The following is a 17,655-nucleotide window of genomic DNA, read 5'->3' on the forward strand; positions in this document are numbered from 1 at the left end:
GGAGAGGAGATGAGCGGGTCCTTTTTGCCCTGGTGGCGGGCCGGTGTTGTCGCGCCCCTAATTCTCTCCGCGAGTGCGTATGCCAGCGCTCCGGAAGTGACAGGTGAGGTCGCTTCAGGCGTGTGGTCATCCAACCGGATGTTGGATGACCAACACGCGGTGTCCTCCAATCGTGCCAAGCTCAAACTGGATTGGCAGGCGTCCGAAAGCCTGCAGTTGAACAGTGAGGTCTGGGCGCTATCGTCGCCGGAGCGTCTGGATGAGAAGCGTGAAGACGCAGGAGTCAATGAGCTGTATGTGAAAAGCAGCGAGACGGTGTGTGCGCCTGCCCTGGGTAAAAAGCTGGTGATGTGGGGGCGTGCTGATGGGATCAATCCCACCGATCAGATTTCACCGAGCAACTACCGAAGGTTGACCCCTGAAACTACTGATCAGCGCACGGGAAACTGGGGGCTGCATCTGGACTGTGAGGTGGGCGCGGGAAAGCTGCAGATGCATGTATTGGATCGGTTCCAATTTAATGATGTGCCGTTGGAGAAAACACCCGGTGTTGTCTTCAGGGAGCAAGATCCGGATGTGCGTCCTACAGTTGCGATGAAGTATGACGTGCTGGGCTCTGATGCTGATTGGTCGGTGAGTGTAATAGACGGTCATGACTTGTTCCCGACCTTTGCAGTGCGAAGTGCCACGCCTGAAGGGATCACGCTCGGTCAGCACGCTACTCGCATGCGCATGATCGGTAGCGACTTCACAATAGTCCGTGGGGAAATGGCCTATAGGGGGGAAATTGCTTGGGTGGATTTCGAGCAATCATCAGATCCTACTGTTGCCCGTCGACAGCCCTATACCTCAGCAATTGGTGGTGCTGAGTGGTATATCGGTGACCGCGAGACTGTTTCGTTACAGGGCTTTTGGCGGCACTTGAGGTCAGTTTCGAGTCTGTCGAACGACCCGTTGCTTGCTCAGGTACAAGCGGCACAGGCGCTGATCAGCAATGAGCTCGACCGTGATCAGTATGGGATTACGCTCAGGTATGCCAAGCCACTGTTCGACTCAAAAGCCGACCTTGATCTCTTTGCCGTTTGGACTGAGCCTCGCAACGATTGGATGCTGCGAGGAAGACTCAAATACGCATTAACGGATTCGTGGCGGGTGAGCACCGGGTTCGACATCTTCAGAGGGCCCCAAGATTCTTTCCTTGGTCATTTGAGAACCAACTCATTAACGTTCGTTGAGGCAAGTTACATCTGGTGATACAGAGGCAGCAGCGCCAGTAGAGTCTAGTGTCTTCACCATGTAGACCGCTGAAGCAGGGCACAGCGCCGCGAACTCCGTCGAACTGGATATCGCTTCCGGTGCTTGGGATCGCTCCCTGCGTTCGTACCCTCGAGTTTGGAAAAAGTCTTCCGCCGTGTTTGTCAGAAGGTGAAGGTGCAAGGCTTCATCGGCCGCAGCAATACGCTCAAGTGCGTGTAGCAGCAATGTTCCTGCACCGACCTGCCTTTGAGCCGGAACAACGACCAGTGAGCGCAACAGTCGGTCGGGACCGTTTCCTTCAATTCCACCGTAGCCCAGCGTCGTATCTCCATAATGGAAGGAATAGAACATTCGATTGGGCTGCAGCAGGTCTTGGGTTGGTAGTCCCGCCGAGTTCAGCTGAATCGCCAAACCGTCGATTTGGTCGACATCAAGTAGTCGAACAGAGATATCTGACTCGTTCATGGGGGCTCTGAAGAGGGACTGTTTGGCGCTCAGTATAGGCCCGAGTTGAGGTTTGGCTTGATAAGCCGCCAGAGGCAGTCTGATATGAATATGTGCTTTACCGTATATATTGTTTTTCGTATATTCGGTTTCCCAGATATTTTGGCCGCCACGCTAGTGAGCGTCCCCACCAAGAGGTCACATGCAGGAAACCTTGACGCCCCCCGCCGTTTTCAAGTGTTTGGCTGACGAAACTCGAGCTCGCATGACCTTGCTGATTGCAAGAGAGGGTGAGCTCTGCGTCTGCGAGCTCACCTGCGCACTCGATCAAAGCCAGCCGAAAATTTCCCGTCATCTCGCTCAGCTGCGAGAAGCCGGAATCTTGATGGATCGTCGTCAGGGACAGTGGGTGTATTACCGCCTGCACCCATCCTTGCCTGAGTGGGTTGGAACGATGCTGAACAGCGCCGTCGATGCTAATCAGGACTGGTTGAACACAGATGCCATGCGTCTCGCCGAGATGGGGGGAAGACCCCAAAACACGGCCGCTTGTGTTTGACCTCCCTTTTTTGCTGATTGAGTTGTGCTCATGTTGATCGCGTTTTTGATTTTTCTTGTGACGATAGTTCTCGTTATCTGGCAACCCAAGGGGCTTGGTGTAGGTTGGAGCGCAGCACTGGGGGCATTAGTGGCACTGCTGACTGGTGTGGTTAGCTTGTCTGATATTCCTGTGGTTTGGCAGATCGTGTGGAACGCCACTGGCACGTTTATCGCCGTCATCATCATTAGCTTGTTGCTGGACGAGGCGGGTTTTTTTGAATGGGCTGCTTTGCATGTGGCTCGGTGGGGCGCTGGTAGCAGTCGCAAACTGTTCGCCTTCATCATTTTGCTTGGGGCGGCCGTATCCGCATTGTTCGCCAATGATGGTGCGGCCTTGATCCTTACCCCTATCGTCATTGCGATGCTGCTGGCGTTGCGTTTTTCACCGGCGGCGACACTGGCATTCGTCATGGCTGCTGGTTTTATCGCCGACACCGCGAGCTTGCCTCTCGTAGTGTCCAATCTGGTCAACATCGTTTCAGCCGATTATTTCAACATCGGCTTCAGTGAGTACGCGTCGATCATGGTGCCGGTGAACCTGGTCAGCATTGCTGCCACTTTGGCCATGCTGCTGTGGTTCTTCCATAAGGACCTACCGCGCACCTATGACCTCGATCAACTCAAGGCACCCGAAGCTGCCATCCGCGACAGGGCTACCTTTATTGCTGGAGGATGGGTACTCGGGCTTTTGTTGGTCGGCTTCTTCGTTATCGAGCCATTGGGCGTGCCAATCAGTGCCATTGCCGCAGTCTGCGCTTTGATCCTCTACTTGATCGCCGCGCGCGGCCATGTCATCTCGACACGTAAGGTACTCAGGGAGGCGCCCTGGCAGGTCGTAGTGTTCTCGCTTGGCATGTACCTGGTGATCTACGGCTTACGTAACGCCGGCCTCACAGATTATCTATCGCAGATCCTGAATGTGTTTGCTGGCTATGGCATATGGGGCGCTTCCCTGGGTACGGGGTTACTCGCCGCAGGCCTGTCTTCTGTTATGAACAACATGCCCACCGTCTTGGTGGGGGCGCTATCGATACATTCCTCTGAGGCTACTGGTGTTGTTCAACGAGCCATGATTTACGCCAACATCATCGGCTGTGACCTGGGGCCAAAAATAACCCCGATCGGTAGCTTGGCCACCTTGCTATGGCTGCATGTGTTGGCCCGCAAGAGCATCGTTATTACCTGGGGCTACTACTTCCGCACTGGCATCGTCCTGACACTACCCATTCTGCTTGCCACCCTGGCCGCTTTGGCAATCCGCCTGAGCTTCTGAACCGGAGATACTTAATGAAAGTCTTGTTCATGTGCACCCACAACAGCTGCCGCAGCATATTGTCTGAAGCACTGTTCAATCACTTGGCGCCCGAGGTAATGGAAGCTGTGAGCTCGGGAAGTTTTCCAAGTGGCAAAGTCAATGCTCAAGCGTTGAAGACGCTGGAAGCTGCCGGCATTCCTACCGAAGGCCTATCAAGCAAGGCTTCGGATGCATTTGAAAATTCGCCACCGGACATCGTCATTACAGTTTGCGATCGTGCTGCAGGCGAGGCTTGCCCGATTTTCTTCGGCCCATCCCTCAAAGCTCATTGGGGCTTGGCTGATCCATCCGTCGCGACCGGTAGCGAAGCGGAGATCGAAGCCGCGTTCCAAGTGACGCTAGCCAAGATCGAGGAACGGGTCCGCGCATTCATAGCTCTGCCTGTAAGGCAAATGGGTGTGGATGACCTCAAAGCAGCGCTCGACCGCATCGGTACTCTCTAACCATTGGATTTAAGGAGATTGGAATGAACGACATCTTGCCAAATATCCAGCCAGAGCTGGTCGATCTACCCTCGCTGGAGCAACTTCAGCCGAAGGAACCGTCTGCTCACAAGCCGCGGATTCTGCTGCTCTACGGGTCTACCCGCGAACGTTCCTTCAGCCGGTTGATGGTGCAGGAGGCTTCTCGCCTGCTGGAACAATTCGGCGCCGAAACCCGAATCTTCGATCCATCGGGTTTGCCGTTACCGGACGATGCGCCGGACTCCCATGAGAAGGTCCGCGAGCTTCGTGAGCTTATGCAGTGGTCCGAGGGCCAGGTCTGGTGCTCCCCAGAACGTCATGGATCTATGAGCGCGGTGTTCAAAGCACAAATTGACTGGGTACCGCTGGCGATGGGAGCTGTCCGTCCCACCCAAGGCAAGACATTGGCAGTACTGCAGGTCTGTGGTGGTTCGCAATCTTTCAACGTGGTGAACCAACTCCGGGTGCTGGGCCGCTGGATGCGTATGTTCACCATCCCCAACCAATCCTCGGTACCAAAGGCATTTCTGGAGTTTGACGACGCAGGTCGGATGAAACCGTCCTCCTATTACGACCGATTGGTTGATGTGATGGAGGAGCTGATGAAGTTCACGTTGCTTCTGCGAGATCGTCAAGACTACTTGGTTGATCGGTACTCCGAACGCAAGGAGTCGGCCGAGGCACTTTCAAAGCGGGTCAACCAGCGTGCCATTTGAAGTTATCAGTATGTCGCACCCGTATTCGATGAAATTGTTACCGCACAAAGGCGGTGAGCTTCGAGCAGGTTCGTTCTGCAAGAGAATGTGCAAGGTAAAGTAGATGAAGGCGGTCAAGTGAGATTCGTGGGCTGCCTACCTATAGCTATTCGAGCGACAGATCAGTAGTTCTCGACTGTTCCCTAATCGCTTCCACACCAATAGGGCTGTGAGTCGATAATAATACCGGGTAGCGTCGGACTGGTCTTTCAGGTGTTGAGTGAGAAACCAGCGCACATGCTTGAGTTGCCAGGTCCAGGGATTATCTCGCTGCCACCGCTGTTGAATGGCCGCTTGCATGATTCGGGCTTGCCGAAGATGGCGTTGACGGGTGGCCAGCGAGCCGGTCAGAACGCCGCTCAGGAACAGCGCAATGTCGAAGGGTTTGGTCATGCTTTGCCTCCAATGTAGGCCGCAACCACATCGATGCGGTGATGACCGAGCTCAAGGCTGATCTGTTGGCGCGCCCGTTGATCAAGGTCGCGGTCATGGCGATAGCCGTGGCCACCATTGATTGGTGCGGCGTGGCCCGTGATCTTCTCGTAACGTTCGCAAGCGTAGGCCGCTCGCAATTCATGAAAGCCCTTCAACCCTTGTTCATGCAGTATTTCGCGGGCAGAGCGCACGGTCTGTTGCAGGAACGTGGCGTAGCTTTCATCTCGGGCCAGCAAGTTGCGGCTGCCGGCCGGTGATGCGCTTTGAGCCAGCAGTAACGCGCTTTTCACTTGTTCATTAGCCGCGACCCATCGCGGCGCTGAAGCACCTGAGCGGCCGCCTTTAGTGCCGTCCTGGATGTTGATTCGACCAAACCTCTCGGCTTCACGTTGTAATCGAGGCAGATCAGCCAGGATCGCTTCGCGCAAACGCATGCCGGTTTCGCGAGCCAAGTGCACGATGGCGCAGACGCGATGGTGTCCTTGATTGCGAAGTGACTGAGTAATGCGCTCAATCTGCTGCCGATCCTGGCCTTGTGGCGCGACGGTGCGGATCGTCGAGCGCTGCTGCCCTAACGTCTGGCTCGGGCTCGGGACTTTCACATACTGATCACCGCGCAGCGCCGCGAGTGTGCGGTTGACGCTGGACAATCGGTTTTGCGCGGTGGCGATGCTGAGGTTACCGTGGTCGATTTGCTGACGCAGGTACTGGGCATAGTTGAACAGCGTTTGTCGATCAATTTGCCGCGCATCGTTGTAGCCCGGACCCTCTTCTGATCGACACCAGCGCACGAACGCCTGCCAGCGATCGCTGTGGGTTTTGACCGTAGCAAAATGGCCACCGCCGAATAAGTCCTTGAGTGCCTGCGGACCGGCGTAACTCAATTGGCGGCCATAACCAAAGTTACGACCGTCACGCCTGCCGACCAGGGCCATCCTGGAACTCCTCCTCATGCTGGCGCAGGTATGCCAATAGCTCGCGCCACTGGCCGCTCACAGGGGGGAGTTGGCCCCAGTCACTGGGACGAAAACACAGCCGGTTGTCCTGGCAGAACAACTCGGCACCTTCCCGGTGTAGGCGCTCAACCAGATCGCTGATGTGTGAACTGTTGCCTTGGTTTTTGGCGACAGCGGCGACAGCGGCGACAAGCCCCGTGGCGTCTGGCTTTGCGCGTGGCGACAAAGTGGCGACAGTGGTGGCGACAAGTTGTAAATGATGAGCGTTTTTCGCCTGGGCGCGCCGGTTACGTAGGGCTTCATTGAGTCGAAACATGGCGCACCTCGAAGTGGTGTCCGTCGGTGCCCAGCCATTGATGAGTGATCAACTCAACCAGCAGGGCCAACGTGTGATGGCTGCTTTTGCGGGCGAAGCGCGGGCCGTTGCGTAACAGATCTCGAACCGTGAAACGGCACCACTGTTTTTCTTGCAGCCAACGCAGCAGCCGATCGGCTTCTTCCCGCTGCGTGTTGATCGGTTCCTGCTCGGTCAGCCGTTGGATCTCGGTCAGGTAGTAATCCATCAGCGAGGAAGCGCGCTGGATGTGGGTGACCTCGATCAGTTCGTGGTCTTCCAGTACCGCAAAGACGCCGGCGATCCGTAGCAGATTGTCCGCGGCCTTGGAGGCGCTGGGACGCACGTTGGCCAACTCGTCGAACTCGCCCAGTTGGGCTTCGATGGTGTCGTGCAGGTTGATCCAGGTTTGTCGGGCCAGGCTTCTCAGGGGCAGGGCTTTGGGGTGTAACGCGCCATCGCTGCCGATTGCCCAAGGACGTTGCAGCAGGTCGGTGATTCGTTGGGTGTAGCGTTTGAGGCTGATGTCTTGGGTGAGATCCACCGGCTGATAAAAGCGCTGTCCGGCCAAACTCTGTGGCCAGGTGATCAGGCAGCGGGCGAAGATGCCTTGGCCGTTGAGCAGCGGGTCCTTGAGCAGTTGTCTCGCCAAATACGGTTGCAGCATCAAGTGCAGGCTCAAGCGTCGGTCATAAGCGCGCAAACTTTCTCCGGCCATGGAACGAGAGCGATCGATGGGGTTGCCGTCCCACAGGCACGACAAGGTGGTCACCGCCTTGAGCCGATTGTCCCGGCTCATGGTGCTGCTGCCGAGGAATTGGCCGCCCTCATCGCTGAACAACCCCATGCTGGGCAGACCCAAACACAGGCTTTTGGTCAAGGCTTCGATGGTCGGCTCGCTGCTGATCAGTCGTGGCGCTACGGGCTCTGGCTCTATCAGGATTGGCGTGTCGGTGTGGCGATCGATCGTTGTCATCTGCTTCTGAGATTGCACCAGCGTGGCGCGGTAACGACTGAGCTTTTCACGGTAGGTCTGCCATTGCTGGTGTTCCCATTCGCGGGCTGGCTGCAAAGCCAGCTTATCCACTGCCGTCTTGCGATCACCGGAAGCCGCAATGGTGAGCAGATACAGCGACAGCGGATAGACCCGGCCATCCAAATGCACATTGGCATGCCCCTGAGTGGCCAAGGCTGAGGTGGCCAGCACGGATTGCGCCGCCATGGCCTGCGGCACACCCATCACTTCGGCCATGCGCTCGACGGCCGGTCCCAGCAGATCACCGAGGGCGGCCACCGGATAATCCAAGGGCGTCGGGTTGGTCTCCAGCAAGGGTTGCGGCGGCAAGCTCCAGCTTGATTGCAGCATCATCTGTCTCCTGTTCAGCAGTTGTTTCCCTCACGCTCCCGCCACGAATGTTGAGTGTTATCAGGGATAAAGGCCCCTGCGACCTGTGAGGGTGTTCACTGACGCGGAACGGACGGCTCTGTACGACCAAGAGCGCGGGCATTTCCCATCGATCTGGCCTCCTGAACGCATCCAAGAATGCGGGCGGGTGGAGGCTGCACCGGTTGACGAATCCGGTACCGCGAGATCATGGACGGGGGAGGGCATCATCGTCGCGAGCGGGGCATGCCTGACTGTCAGTCAGGTGCAGCCTGTCCTGGGCTGCGGCACCGTCGCCAGCGTTAATGCGAGATGTGTCGAATCGGTTTTGTCACGCCGATTGTCACGAGGGGGAAAGCCGCAAAGCCCCATGCGAGCAGGGCTGCAGCAGGGGGATGAGCGCCCGTCTCTTTAGGGGGCAAAGAGACGGGCAAAAGGTTGGCGCAAGAAATGGCCAAGCGGATAAGTTGCTGCAGAGCAGTCAGGAGGGGGCATGAGTTGCCGCAGTGGGAATTCTGGAAGAAGTGGCATCCATCACATCGCTGTGATCGTGCGAGCCGCCGGACGCTAATCGCACTTGGGGAGAACCACCACAATGTGGCGCAGCCTCAAAGGTTCTAGCTACCTGGGTGCTGTCGAGGACAGCGCTTGTACGGTTCTGTGTAGCGCTCGTTCTGCTCGCGGTCAACAGTATTTTGGGGGCGGCTCTTACGCCAATCGGTAGCGTTGGAAGACCTTGGATGCCGGTGGTTTTCCATGGCCGGGTGGTCGTTCGTCGATTTTTAATGTGAGCCCATGCGCGTGGGAATGCGGAGCCTTCCCGCTCGCGTGGGCTTGGCCGAAAAAGCCCCAAGAGAGAGGTTTACAGCGGCGACAGTCGCCACTTCTGTCGCCATGCTGCAGACCAGGTATTACGCGGGTTGTCGCCGGTGTCGCCGCTGTCGCCAAATCAACCATCACTCCATCTGGGGAGTCATTTCCGGTTACCGGCGGTGTCCGGTGAGCGCTCACCGTATCGGCACGACATTGCGGTTCCTGGCGTCATTGATGGCAGCTACCGACAAGTTGCCAGTGGCCGCTTTCAGGATGTGCTCACTCCACCAAGCCATCATCGGACGCCGGCGTTCGATGTAGTCTGCTCGGTTGTAAGCGCTTCGGACTTCGTCCTTGTCGACATGCGCCAGCGCGACTTCGATCAACTCCGGATCCCACCCATGCTCGTTCAGGATGGTGCTGGCCATGGAGCGCATGCCGTGGCTGACCAAGCGGTCCTGGAAGCCCATGCGTTTCAACGCCATGTTGGCGGTCTGGCTGTTGGCGTGTGTGCGCGGATTCCTATCTGCCGGGAACACGTATTCCCTGTGGCCGCTGTGGGGCTTGAGCGCCTCCAGTAACGCGAGTGCCTGTTTGGTCAGCGGGATGGTGTGCGGACGACGCTTTTTCATGCGCTCCGGCGGGATGGTCCAGATGCGTTTGTCGAAGTCGATGTCTGCCCATCGGGTGGTAGCCGCTTCGGCGGGGCGGGTCATGGTGTGCAGTTGCCATTCGATCAGGCAGCGGGTGATCCGCTTGATGCTGGCATTTGCGATTTCGATCATGAGCTCGGAAAGCTCATCGGGTCGTAGCGCGGCCATGTTCTGTTTCTTGGGTTTCTTGAATACTGCGCGAATGCCACTTAGGGGGTTCGCAAAGATCAATCCTGAATTGACCCCGTAGGTCATGATCTCGTTGAGCCGTTGGCTCAATCGCTTCACTGTCTCGAGGCTGCCTTTGGCCTCGATTGGGCGAAGCAGTTCGATGACCATCGGTGCGGTAATTTTCGAGAGCGGCGTTGTTTTCAGGTCTGGAAATACATGCAGCGTGAGCGATCGCCAAATGTCTTCGGCGTACGCCGGCGTGACGGAGTCCTTCTTCAGCTCGAACCAGGCGGTGGCCACGTTTTCAAACGTGTGCTCCGTCTCCGCTCGTTTGGCTTCGTCCTGTGCATTGCGTTGCACTTTGGGATCAATGCCTTGTGCAAGCAACTCGCGTGCTTCCACCACTTTCTTCCTGGCGTTCGCTAGCGAGAGTTCTGGGTATGTGCCCAGCCCCATATTGATACGATTTTTGGTTACCGGCTCGCGGTAGTTGAAGTTCCACAGCATCGAGCCATTGCTCCTGACTCGGAGCTGAAGGCCGTCACCATCGCTGAGGACGTAATCCTTGTCTTTTGCCTTGACTGCCTTGAGCTGGCGGTCGGAAAGGCGAAGGGCTGGAGCGGGCATGAGAGCTACCTCTGACACCGTTTTGGTATTCCAAAAAATAGCACCGGATGGCTTGGAATACCATTTGGAATACCCAAACAGCTGGAACTCAAAAAACTTCTCCAGCGCCCAGTAGCGCTTAAGCCCTTGATTTCACTGGATTTCAGGCACAAAAAAAGACGTCCGTGGACGTCTTTAGTTGATCAAATGGTGGAGCCGGGGGGATTTGAACCCCCGTCCGCCAGTACTCCGCTGTCGGTACTACATGCGTAGCCGTGTCTATTAAGTTAACCCTCAGCGACCCGACGGGCAGGGTGCTTTGGGCGAGTTGTGTAAGTTTTAGCCGCTTCGTCCACAACGTACTGCACGGCGATTCTGTTCTATATGACAATCACTTTGGGTTTACAGACATCCCCTGATGATTGCTGGACCCGAAGGTACCAGGAGGGAAGGGCTAAGGCTGCTTACGCAGCGAGAGCGTATTCCCCGTAGGTTTCGTCATTGGCAACTATAGAAAGTTGCAACAGTGGATTTACGAGTTCTGTTACCAACTCGGCATGCACCTAAAGTTTCGCAACCGGCGTCGAATCCTAAACGGCCCCGAACCTGCTGTGTGTAACCAGCAGGCAAGCGCAGTGTACGCCAATGCGCGCGGCGAGTCGACCTTCTGTCCTTACCTGCGTGTTATCTGGCCCGGCGCTAATGGCTATTCAAGTGGCTTTGAATGTCCTGAAGCGCCTGCTGCGTCAGGGAAACACACTCTTTGTCGTTGTTGGCAGCGTGGGCGGCCTTGGCTTGTTCGGTTTTAGTGATGACGACACCTTTGGTGGCGGCGTCCAGCGTGGCTGCGCTGGACAGCTTGCTGTTGACTTCCTGGAGCTTCATTACGCATTGATCGCTATCGTTTGAGGCGTATGCGGAGGAGGCCAGCATTGTTGCAGCGATGAGCAGTCCAGCCAGGGCGGAACGCTTCATGGGTATCTCCTGGAACGGGGGGAATTGGGCCACGCTGATTGGGGCTTAACAAATGGACTGTGATGGCGTGCAAGGGTTCTGTTTTTGCGGGCGTTAGGGTGAAAGATTTTTCCGGGAGACGGGAGCGAAAAAGGGACAAGAAACGCCTGATGCCAGTCAGTTAAGACGAAATGCTATCTGTTGCAGCTGCCGAGCTTGCGAGGCTGCGAAGCAGTCGTCTGTCTGATGCTCCGCAAGCTTAGGGTTTACAGGGCTCAGAAGGCCAACCCGAAGGTTGGCCCTCACGCTTATGAGCTTTTACCGTCTTTGCCTGCATTCTGGATCTCTTGCAGCGTTTGAGTTGTTTCAGAGATGCATTTTTTGGTGCCTTCCTCGGTGTTTTGCGCCTGGTAGGCCTTGGCTTGCTGGACGCTGGCCTCGACGCGAGTTCTGATTTCCGGCGCCAAGGTCTCGGACTTGGCATTGGCGATGGCTTGCAGGTTGGTTGCACAGAGATCATCGCTGGCGGCAAACGAGGAGGAGGCCAGCATTGAGGCAGTAACGAACAGACCTAACAGTACAGAGCGTTTCATGTGTATCTCCTTGAACTGAGGGTCCAGGCATCGCTGGCCATCAGGACAGGCTGCCAATTTTGGGAAAGGTCCCACGTTTGCGGGACTTGATCGGTGGACTGCGACGATGCGTCAGGGTTCTATTTTTCTTCAGGTCGCCCTGGCCTGCGTTACTCGATCCACCAGATAAACCAGCCCGTGGTAGTCAATTCCACCGTGTTGAGTCAGACCAATCTCACAGGTGCGGCTGGTGGAAATCCCTTCGCTGCATTGCTGTACCGCGTCCTTGAGCGTGCGTAACGAATGGGCATTCAATTCTGGGGTGGTAAAGCCCTTGTCACCGGCAAAACCGCAGCAGTGAATGCCTTCCGGGATGACCACGTTATTGCTGCATTTGCGCGCGAGATCAATCAACGCCTGGCTCTCACCGAGATGCTGAGTGCTGCACGTGACGTGTACCGCGATCGGCGCATCCTGGGGGGTGAAATCGAGACGATCCATCAGGTGAGTACGGATGAAGCGCACCGGGTCGTACAGGTCCAGTCGCACGTCGCCCAAGTCCTGAACCAGCCGCAAGGTGCAGGGGCTGGTGTCGCAGTAGATCGGGTCGAGCCCGCCGCGGCTGGCGTGCAACAGGGCGCCGATCAGTTCCTGGCGTTTGTGTTCGGCCTGTTCGGCGTAGCCTTTGGAGGCGAATGGCTGACCGCAGCAGAGGTTGTCCTGATTGTCCGGAAAAACTACCTGGTAACCGGCCTTTTCCAACAGACCACGGGTTTTTTCGTACAGCGACATTTGCTCTTTATCACCCGCTGCCGGGCCCATGACCCGCGACACGCAGGCCGCCAGGTACACCACCCGAGGCCGCTCGTCCGACACGGTCGGGCTGAAACGGATGGCTCTTTCCGGCTGTGGCATGGCGTTGGTCCATTGCGGAACCTGACCCATGGACAGCCGCGTCAGCGATGCCGAAAGCTTCGCCAGGCGGGGTGCCCCCAGCAGCATCCGCGCACCGTTGGCGACGTGCAGGGTGAAGCGCGCGCCTTGCAACGCGGTGGCGAAATTTCCCTCTATCCAGTTGGCGGTTTTCGTATGGGTTGCCTTTCGGCCTCGGAGCTTTTTCACCAGCTCGCCGGTGTTGATTCCTACAGGGCAACGTTGTGCACACAGGCCTGTCGCAGCGCACGTATCGATGCCTTGGTATTCGTAGGCCTGTTCCAGCTCGGCGGTGTCTGTGCCAGCGCGTTTCTTCGCTTGAATGTCACGCCAGATCACGATGCGCTGGCGTGGGCTCAAGGTCAGGCCTTTCGATGGGCACACCGGTTCGCAGAAGCCGCATTCGATGCACTTATCCACAATCTCATCGGCGGCGGGCAGCGGTTTCAGGTGCTTGAGGTGGATCTGCGGATCGTCGCTGAGCACCACGTCCGGGTTGAGAATGCCGTTAGGGTCGAGCAGGCGTTTGAGCTGCCACATCAACTGATAAGCATCGCTGCCCCATTCCAGCTCGACGAAAGGCGCCATGTTGCGACCGGTACCGTGTTCAGCCTTCAGCGAGCCGCCGAATTCAACGGCCACCAACTGCGCGACGTCGTCCATGAACGCCTGGTAGCGTGCGACTTCTTCCGCGCTGTTGAAGCCTTGGGTGAAGACAAAGTGCAGATTGCCTTCCAGGGCGTGTCCGAAAAGGATCGCTTCGTCGTAGTGATGTTTGTCGAACAGCTCGATCAAGCGGTTGACGCCACTGGCCAGCTGTTCCACCGGGAAGGTCACGTCTTCGATGATCACCGTGGTGCCGGTTTTGCGCACCGCGCCGACGGCAGGGAAGGTGTCTTTGCGGATCGCCCAGAGCCGGGCATTTTCCATCGGGTCTTCGGTGAAGTCGACTTGCTTCTCTACCGGGAAACCGGTCAGCGACGCCATGATTTGCGTCAGTTGTTCCTGGAGCAAAGTGGAAGAGGCGGCGCGGGATTCGATCAGCAGGGCGCAGGCATTGGTCGACAGTTGTTGTACGAAAGCCGGCATGCCGGGTTTGTCCTGCACCGAGCGCAGGCTGCGACGGTCCAGCAATTCCACCGCCGATACGGGTTGGCTTTTCAGCACGGTGACGGCGTTGCAGCAGGTTTCTACATCCGGGAACACGATCAGCGCCGACGCCTTGTTCGGGTGGTCGATCACCGTGTCGTAAGTCACCGCGCTGATAAATCCGAGCGTGCCTTCGGAGCCCACCAGCAAGTGGCTCAAGATATCCACAGGCTCGTCGAAATCCACCAGCGCATTGAGTGACAGCCCGGTGGTATTTTTCAGACGATATTTGTGGCGAATTTTCGCAGCCAGTTCGGCATTGGCGCGGGTCTCGCGGCCCAGCGTCGCCAGACGTTCCAGCAGTTCGGCGTGGCTCTCATGGAAGGCCGCCACACTGGCGGCGTCTTCGGTATCGAGACGACTGCCATCAGCCAACACCAGACGAATCCCGGCCAGTGTGTGATAGGTGTTCTGCGCCGTGCCGCAGCACATGCCGCTGGCATTATTGGCGACGATGCCGCCGATTTTGCAGGCGTTGATCGATGCCGGGTCTGGGCCGATCTTGCGTCCGAACGGTGTCAGCCAGGCGTTGGCCTGGGCGCCAATCACGCCCGGTTGCAGACGGATCTGCATACCCTGGCCACGAATCTCGCGACCGTTCCAGTTATCCCCCAGTACGATCAGCACCGAATCGCTGATGGCTTGGCCAGACAAGCTGGTGCCGGCGGCGCGGAAGGTCACCGGGACTTTATCCCGTTGCGCCAGTTTGAGCAGCGCCACCACTTCGTCTTCGGACTCGACGCGGATCACCAGTTTCGGAATCAGCCGGTAGAAACTGGCGTCGGTGCCGAAGGCCAAAGTCGACAGCGGGTCGTCGAACCGTCGTGCCTGAGGAATCAGTTGCTGCGCATCTCGCAGGAAAGCCGCCGGTAGACTCATTGATCCTCCAGGATTAGAACGACCAGGTCTTTCGGGCCGTGGGCGCCGTAGGCCAGTATTTGTTCGATGTCGGCAGTCTTAGACGGGCCGGAGACCAGCAAGGCGTTGGTCGGCATGCCTTGGGCCCATTCGAATTCCTGCTGTACCTGATAGAAGTTGTCGCGGATTTCACTGGCCTTGAGCAGGGCGAAATGCACCGGCGGCACCAGGCTCATCAGGCGCGGTTCTTCCCGCGTCGGCCAGAGAATCAGGCTGCCTGTCGCGGCGATCGCGCCGAGGGTGGTGGTCAGGCTGGCCGGGGTGTCGTTGAACAACTCGGCTTTCCATTCCTCGACCGGACGCTCGTAGGCTTTGAGCGCGGGCAGGCCAGGATTTTTCGCCCAATGCTGAGTGATGCGTTGACCGTGAAGTGTCGTCGGCGCAATCAACAGGCTTGGCAGCTGGCGATCCTGCAGCAATTGCGCCAGCAATTCGGGCCAGCCATCTGCGGACGTCAGATGAATTTCGGTGTGCACCGCTTCCATCAGTTTGCGCAGTTGCGGGATGCGTTGCTCTGGCGTGTAGGTGTAGGGCGCGGTCACCAGTTCGATATCGAAGTTGTCAGGCACCGGCGTGGTACCCGTCAGACTGTTGCGCAATTTGGCGAGGATATTTTGCTTGGCGCTCATCAGCGGTCTCCCTGTTTGGCCAAATGCTCGCGGGCCATGTCATGCAGTGAGCGGGCGGCGGGTTTCGGTGCGCTGTGGTTCTGGGTCCATGGGCCGACGTTGCTCGGCGTCAGCGCGCGCAGGCGAGTGGCGAAGAAACCGAACAGGCGATAGAGCGTTGGCGAACTGTTGAGCTTCGCCCAGGCGTTCCAGATAAACCGTTCTTTGCGCGAGTACTTGCTGCCCTGACCGCGCATGACCTGATGTGGGCTGTCCGGCGCTTTGACGTTCTCTTCCCGTAGGCGACGCAGCAATGCGGGGATCGGAATTTTTACCGGGCAGACTTCACCGCAAGCGCCACATAAAGAAGACGCACTTGGGTGATCGGGGACTTTCGCCAGGCCGACCATGTGCGGGGTGATGATTTTTCCGATAGGCCCAGGGTAAACCTCCCCATAGGCATGGCCGCCGATTCGGGTGTAGACCGGGCAATGATTCATACAGGCGCCACAACGGATGCAGTTCAGGGTCTGGCGTAATTCGCTGTCGGCAAACGCCTGGCTGCGACCGTTGTCGAGCAATACCAGGTGCACTTCCTGCGGGCCGTCGAGTTCATCTTCCTTGCGCGGCCCGGAGATCATGTTGACGTAGGTGGTGATCGGCTGGCCGAGTGCCGAGCGGGTCAGTAGCGACAACAGCGGTACAACGTCCCGCAGGTTTTCGACGACTTTCTCGATGCCCGTGACGGCAATGTGTACGGGCGGCACGGTGGTCGACATGCGCCCGTTGCCTTCGTTTTCCACCAGCAACAGAGTGCCGGTTTCGGCCACGGCGAAGTTGACGCCGGAGACGCCGATGTCTGCTTCGAAGAATTTCTGTCGCAAGACTTTGCGACCAATCTGGATGAGTTGGTCAACGTCCTTGGTGTACTCCACGCCAAGTTTGTCGTGGAACAAGGACGCGACCTGACCGGCATTCTTGTGGATCGCCGGCATAATGATGTGTGAAGGCTTCTCGTGGTCGAGCTGGACGATGAATTCACCCATGTCCGACTCCAGGCATTCAATGCCTTGAGCCGCGAGGACATGGTTCATCTCCATCTCTTCGCTGACCATCGATTTGCCCTTGATCACTTGCCGCGCCTCGTGAGCGCGGATGATCGCCAAGACGATGCCATTGGCCTCGTCCACCGTTTCCGCCCAGTGCACTGTCACACCGTTGCGGGTCAGGTTCTGTTCAAGCTGCTCAAGCAGGTCGGGCAACTTGGATAAAGCACGGGCGCGGACAGCATTGCCCAGCACTCGCAGATGTTCTCTTTCATGGGCATCGCTGAAGGACGCTGCCCGTTTGCTCATCAGTGAATCCATCGCGCTGCGAAAGTTGTTTCGCAGTTGCGTATCAGCCAAAGCCTCGTGAGCCCGGGCGCGAAAATCTTCTTCTACTGTGACCGTAGGAATAATCGTGGAGGTGCTCATCGGGCACCTCCGGTACGCTGCCACAGGAAACTGGCCAGATGCTGGCCGCGCAACGCTTCCTGCTGTTTCTCCAGTGAGCCATTGATGTTCATCAGGCAACCGCAGTCGGCACTGAGTACCTTGTGCGCGCCGGATTCCTTCAACGCCCGGGTCTTGTCAGCCACCATCGCGCCGGAAATATCTGGCATACGGACGCTGAAAGTCCCACCAAAGCCACAGCATTCACTTTCGTGGCTATGGTCGACTCGCTCCACATTGCTTAGCTGCGCCAACAACTCACGGCCGTGCAGGTGGGTGTTCATTTCACGGCGTGCCGAGCACGACGTGTGTAGCGCCACTTTGACCGGTTCGCCGCTGTCCTTGAGCTGCACCTTGCAGACAAACAGCAGGAATTCGGCCAGCTCATAAGTCCGTGCCGCGAGGGCCTGAACCTGTTTCAACGTTTGCGGCTCGTCCTTGAACAAGTCGGCGTAGTGTTCGCGTAACATGCCCGCGCAAGACCCCGACGGCACCACCACCGGATAATCGCCGGCAAACAACGCCAGTTGCGAGCGTGCCACGGTCCGGGCCTGTTCGGTGTAGCCCGAGGTGTAGGCCGGTTGCCCGCAGCAACTTTGCCCTTGCGGGTATTCGACACGAATGCCTTCGCGTTCCAGCAGATGAATCGCGTCCATCCCGGCTTCCGGGTAGAACAGATCCACCACGCAAGTCCCGAACAGGTAGACCCGTGACGGTTTTTCGCTGGGGTATTGCCGAGGCTCGGGCAGTGGCGGGGCGACGCGGGTCGCGTTCGGCACTGCGTTGTAAAAAAGCTCGCTCATCAGGCGTGTCTCCGGGTGGTCCCGGTTATCCGTCCGCT

17 protein-coding genes and 1 other RNA gene are annotated in these 17,655 nt (G+C 57.7%); 5 read left to right on the forward strand and 13 right to left on the reverse strand.

Translation table 11 applies throughout. The features are described from left to right. Positions 1–9 precede the first annotated feature (9 nt). A complete protein-coding gene (locus KVG95_RS19370) occupies positions 10–1,254 on the forward strand; it encodes a hypothetical protein (protein ID WP_217857581.1) in 1,245 nt (414 codons plus the stop codon). Here the strand turns inward: KVG95_RS19370 and arsN2 are convergent. Further along, positions 1,222–1,722: an arsenic resistance N-acetyltransferase ArsN2 gene (arsN2, locus tag KVG95_RS19375; RefSeq protein WP_080772026.1), complete on the reverse strand. Its 501-nt coding sequence runs from the start codon at positions 1,720–1,722 to the stop codon at positions 1,222–1,224. The genes KVG95_RS19370 and arsN2 overlap by 33 nt on opposite strands. Before the next feature lie 181 nt (positions 1,723–1,903). Between arsN2 and KVG95_RS19380 the strand changes: the two genes are divergently transcribed. Genes KVG95_RS19380 through arsH form a run of 4 tightly spaced genes read left to right on the forward strand, consistent with a single transcriptional unit; the run spans position 1,904 to position 4,796 of the window. After that, positions 1,904–2,260, forward strand: a complete 357-nt coding sequence (locus KVG95_RS19380) for a metalloregulator ArsR/SmtB family transcription factor (RefSeq protein ID WP_038978877.1) — start codon at positions 1,904–1,906, stop codon at positions 2,258–2,260. A gap of 30 nt (positions 2,261–2,290) precedes the next feature. Continuing rightward, positions 2,291–3,574: an arsenic transporter gene (locus KVG95_RS19385; RefSeq protein WP_217857582.1), complete on the forward strand. Its 1,284-nt coding sequence runs from the start codon at positions 2,291–2,293 to the stop codon at positions 3,572–3,574. Between the two features lie 14 nt (positions 3,575–3,588). After that, positions 3,589–4,059, forward strand: a complete 471-nt coding sequence (locus KVG95_RS19390) for an arsenate reductase ArsC (protein WP_038978879.1) — start codon at positions 3,589–3,591, stop codon at positions 4,057–4,059. A 23-nt stretch (positions 4,060–4,082) separates the two neighbouring features. Then, entirely contained in the window at positions 4,083–4,796 is a 714-nt protein-coding gene (gene arsH / locus KVG95_RS19395) for an arsenical resistance protein ArsH (RefSeq protein WP_038978880.1), read from the forward strand. A 135-nt stretch (positions 4,797–4,931) separates the two neighbouring features. Here the strand turns inward: arsH and KVG95_RS19400 are convergent, their stop codons facing one another. From KVG95_RS19400 to KVG95_RS19455, 12 genes are all read right to left on the reverse strand, one after another. Next, positions 4,932–5,228 carry a hypothetical protein gene (locus tag KVG95_RS19400; RefSeq protein WP_217857583.1) on the reverse strand — a complete coding sequence of 99 codons (297 nt, stop codon included), beginning with the start codon at positions 5,226–5,228 and terminating at the stop codon, positions 4,932–4,934. Next, positions 5,225–6,205, reverse strand: coding sequence for an integrase domain-containing protein (locus KVG95_RS19405; protein ID WP_050681295.1), 981 nt, complete (start codon positions 6,203–6,205; stop codon positions 5,225–5,227). Before KVG95_RS19405 ends, KVG95_RS19400 begins: the two co-directional genes overlap by 4 nt. Continuing rightward, complete coding sequence (locus KVG95_RS19410; protein WP_217857584.1) at positions 6,183–6,542, reverse strand: hypothetical protein; 360 nt, start codon at positions 6,540–6,542, stop codon at positions 6,183–6,185. The genes KVG95_RS19405 and KVG95_RS19410 overlap by 23 nt, the downstream gene beginning before the upstream one ends. After that, positions 6,526–7,926 (reverse strand): YfjI family protein, encoded by a 1,401-nt coding sequence (locus KVG95_RS19415; RefSeq protein WP_437180800.1) that lies wholly within the window; start codon positions 7,924–7,926, stop codon positions 6,526–6,528. Before KVG95_RS19415 ends, KVG95_RS19410 begins: the two co-directional genes overlap by 17 nt. A gap of 1,025 nt (positions 7,927–8,951) precedes the next feature. Beyond that, entirely contained in the window at positions 8,952–10,208 is a 1,257-nt protein-coding gene (locus KVG95_RS19420; RefSeq protein WP_217857586.1) for an integrase domain-containing protein, read from the reverse strand. 187 nt (positions 10,209–10,395) lie between these two features. Then, positions 10,396–10,789: a transfer-messenger RNA gene (gene ssrA / locus KVG95_RS19425) on the reverse strand. 97 nt (positions 10,790–10,886) lie between these two features. Next, complete coding sequence (locus KVG95_RS19430; RefSeq protein WP_217857587.1) at positions 10,887–11,162, reverse strand: PA2433 domain-containing protein; 276 nt, start codon at positions 11,160–11,162, stop codon at positions 10,887–10,889. Positions 11,163–11,449: 287 nt separating this feature from the next. After that, complete coding sequence (locus KVG95_RS19435; RefSeq protein WP_217857588.1) at positions 11,450–11,734, reverse strand: PA2433 domain-containing protein; 285 nt, start codon at positions 11,732–11,734, stop codon at positions 11,450–11,452. Between the two features lie 129 nt (positions 11,735–11,863). Then, positions 11,864–14,674 carry an FAD-binding and (Fe-S)-binding domain-containing protein gene (locus KVG95_RS19440; RefSeq protein ID WP_217857589.1) on the reverse strand — a complete coding sequence of 937 codons (2,811 nt, stop codon included), beginning with the start codon at positions 14,672–14,674 and terminating at the stop codon, positions 11,864–11,866. Then, positions 14,671–15,342 carry a LutC/YkgG family protein gene (locus tag KVG95_RS19445; protein WP_217857590.1) on the reverse strand — a complete coding sequence of 224 codons (672 nt, stop codon included), beginning with the start codon at positions 15,340–15,342 and terminating at the stop codon, positions 14,671–14,673. The genes KVG95_RS19440 and KVG95_RS19445 overlap by 4 nt, the downstream gene beginning before the upstream one ends. Next, a complete protein-coding gene (locus KVG95_RS19450; RefSeq protein ID WP_217857591.1) occupies positions 15,342–16,796 on the reverse strand; it encodes a LutB/LldF family L-lactate oxidation iron-sulfur protein in 1,455 nt (484 codons plus the stop codon). Before KVG95_RS19450 ends, KVG95_RS19445 begins: the two co-directional genes overlap by 1 nt. Then, entirely contained in the window at positions 16,793–17,617 is an 825-nt protein-coding gene (locus tag KVG95_RS19455) for a (Fe-S)-binding protein (RefSeq protein WP_018929467.1), read from the reverse strand. Before KVG95_RS19455 ends, KVG95_RS19450 begins: the two co-directional genes overlap by 4 nt. Positions 17,618–17,655 lie beyond the last annotated feature (38 nt).

Source organism: Pseudomonas farris, assembly GCF_019145235.1.
Classification (GTDB): domain Bacteria; phylum Pseudomonadota; class Gammaproteobacteria; order Pseudomonadales; family Pseudomonadaceae; genus Aquipseudomonas; species Aquipseudomonas farris.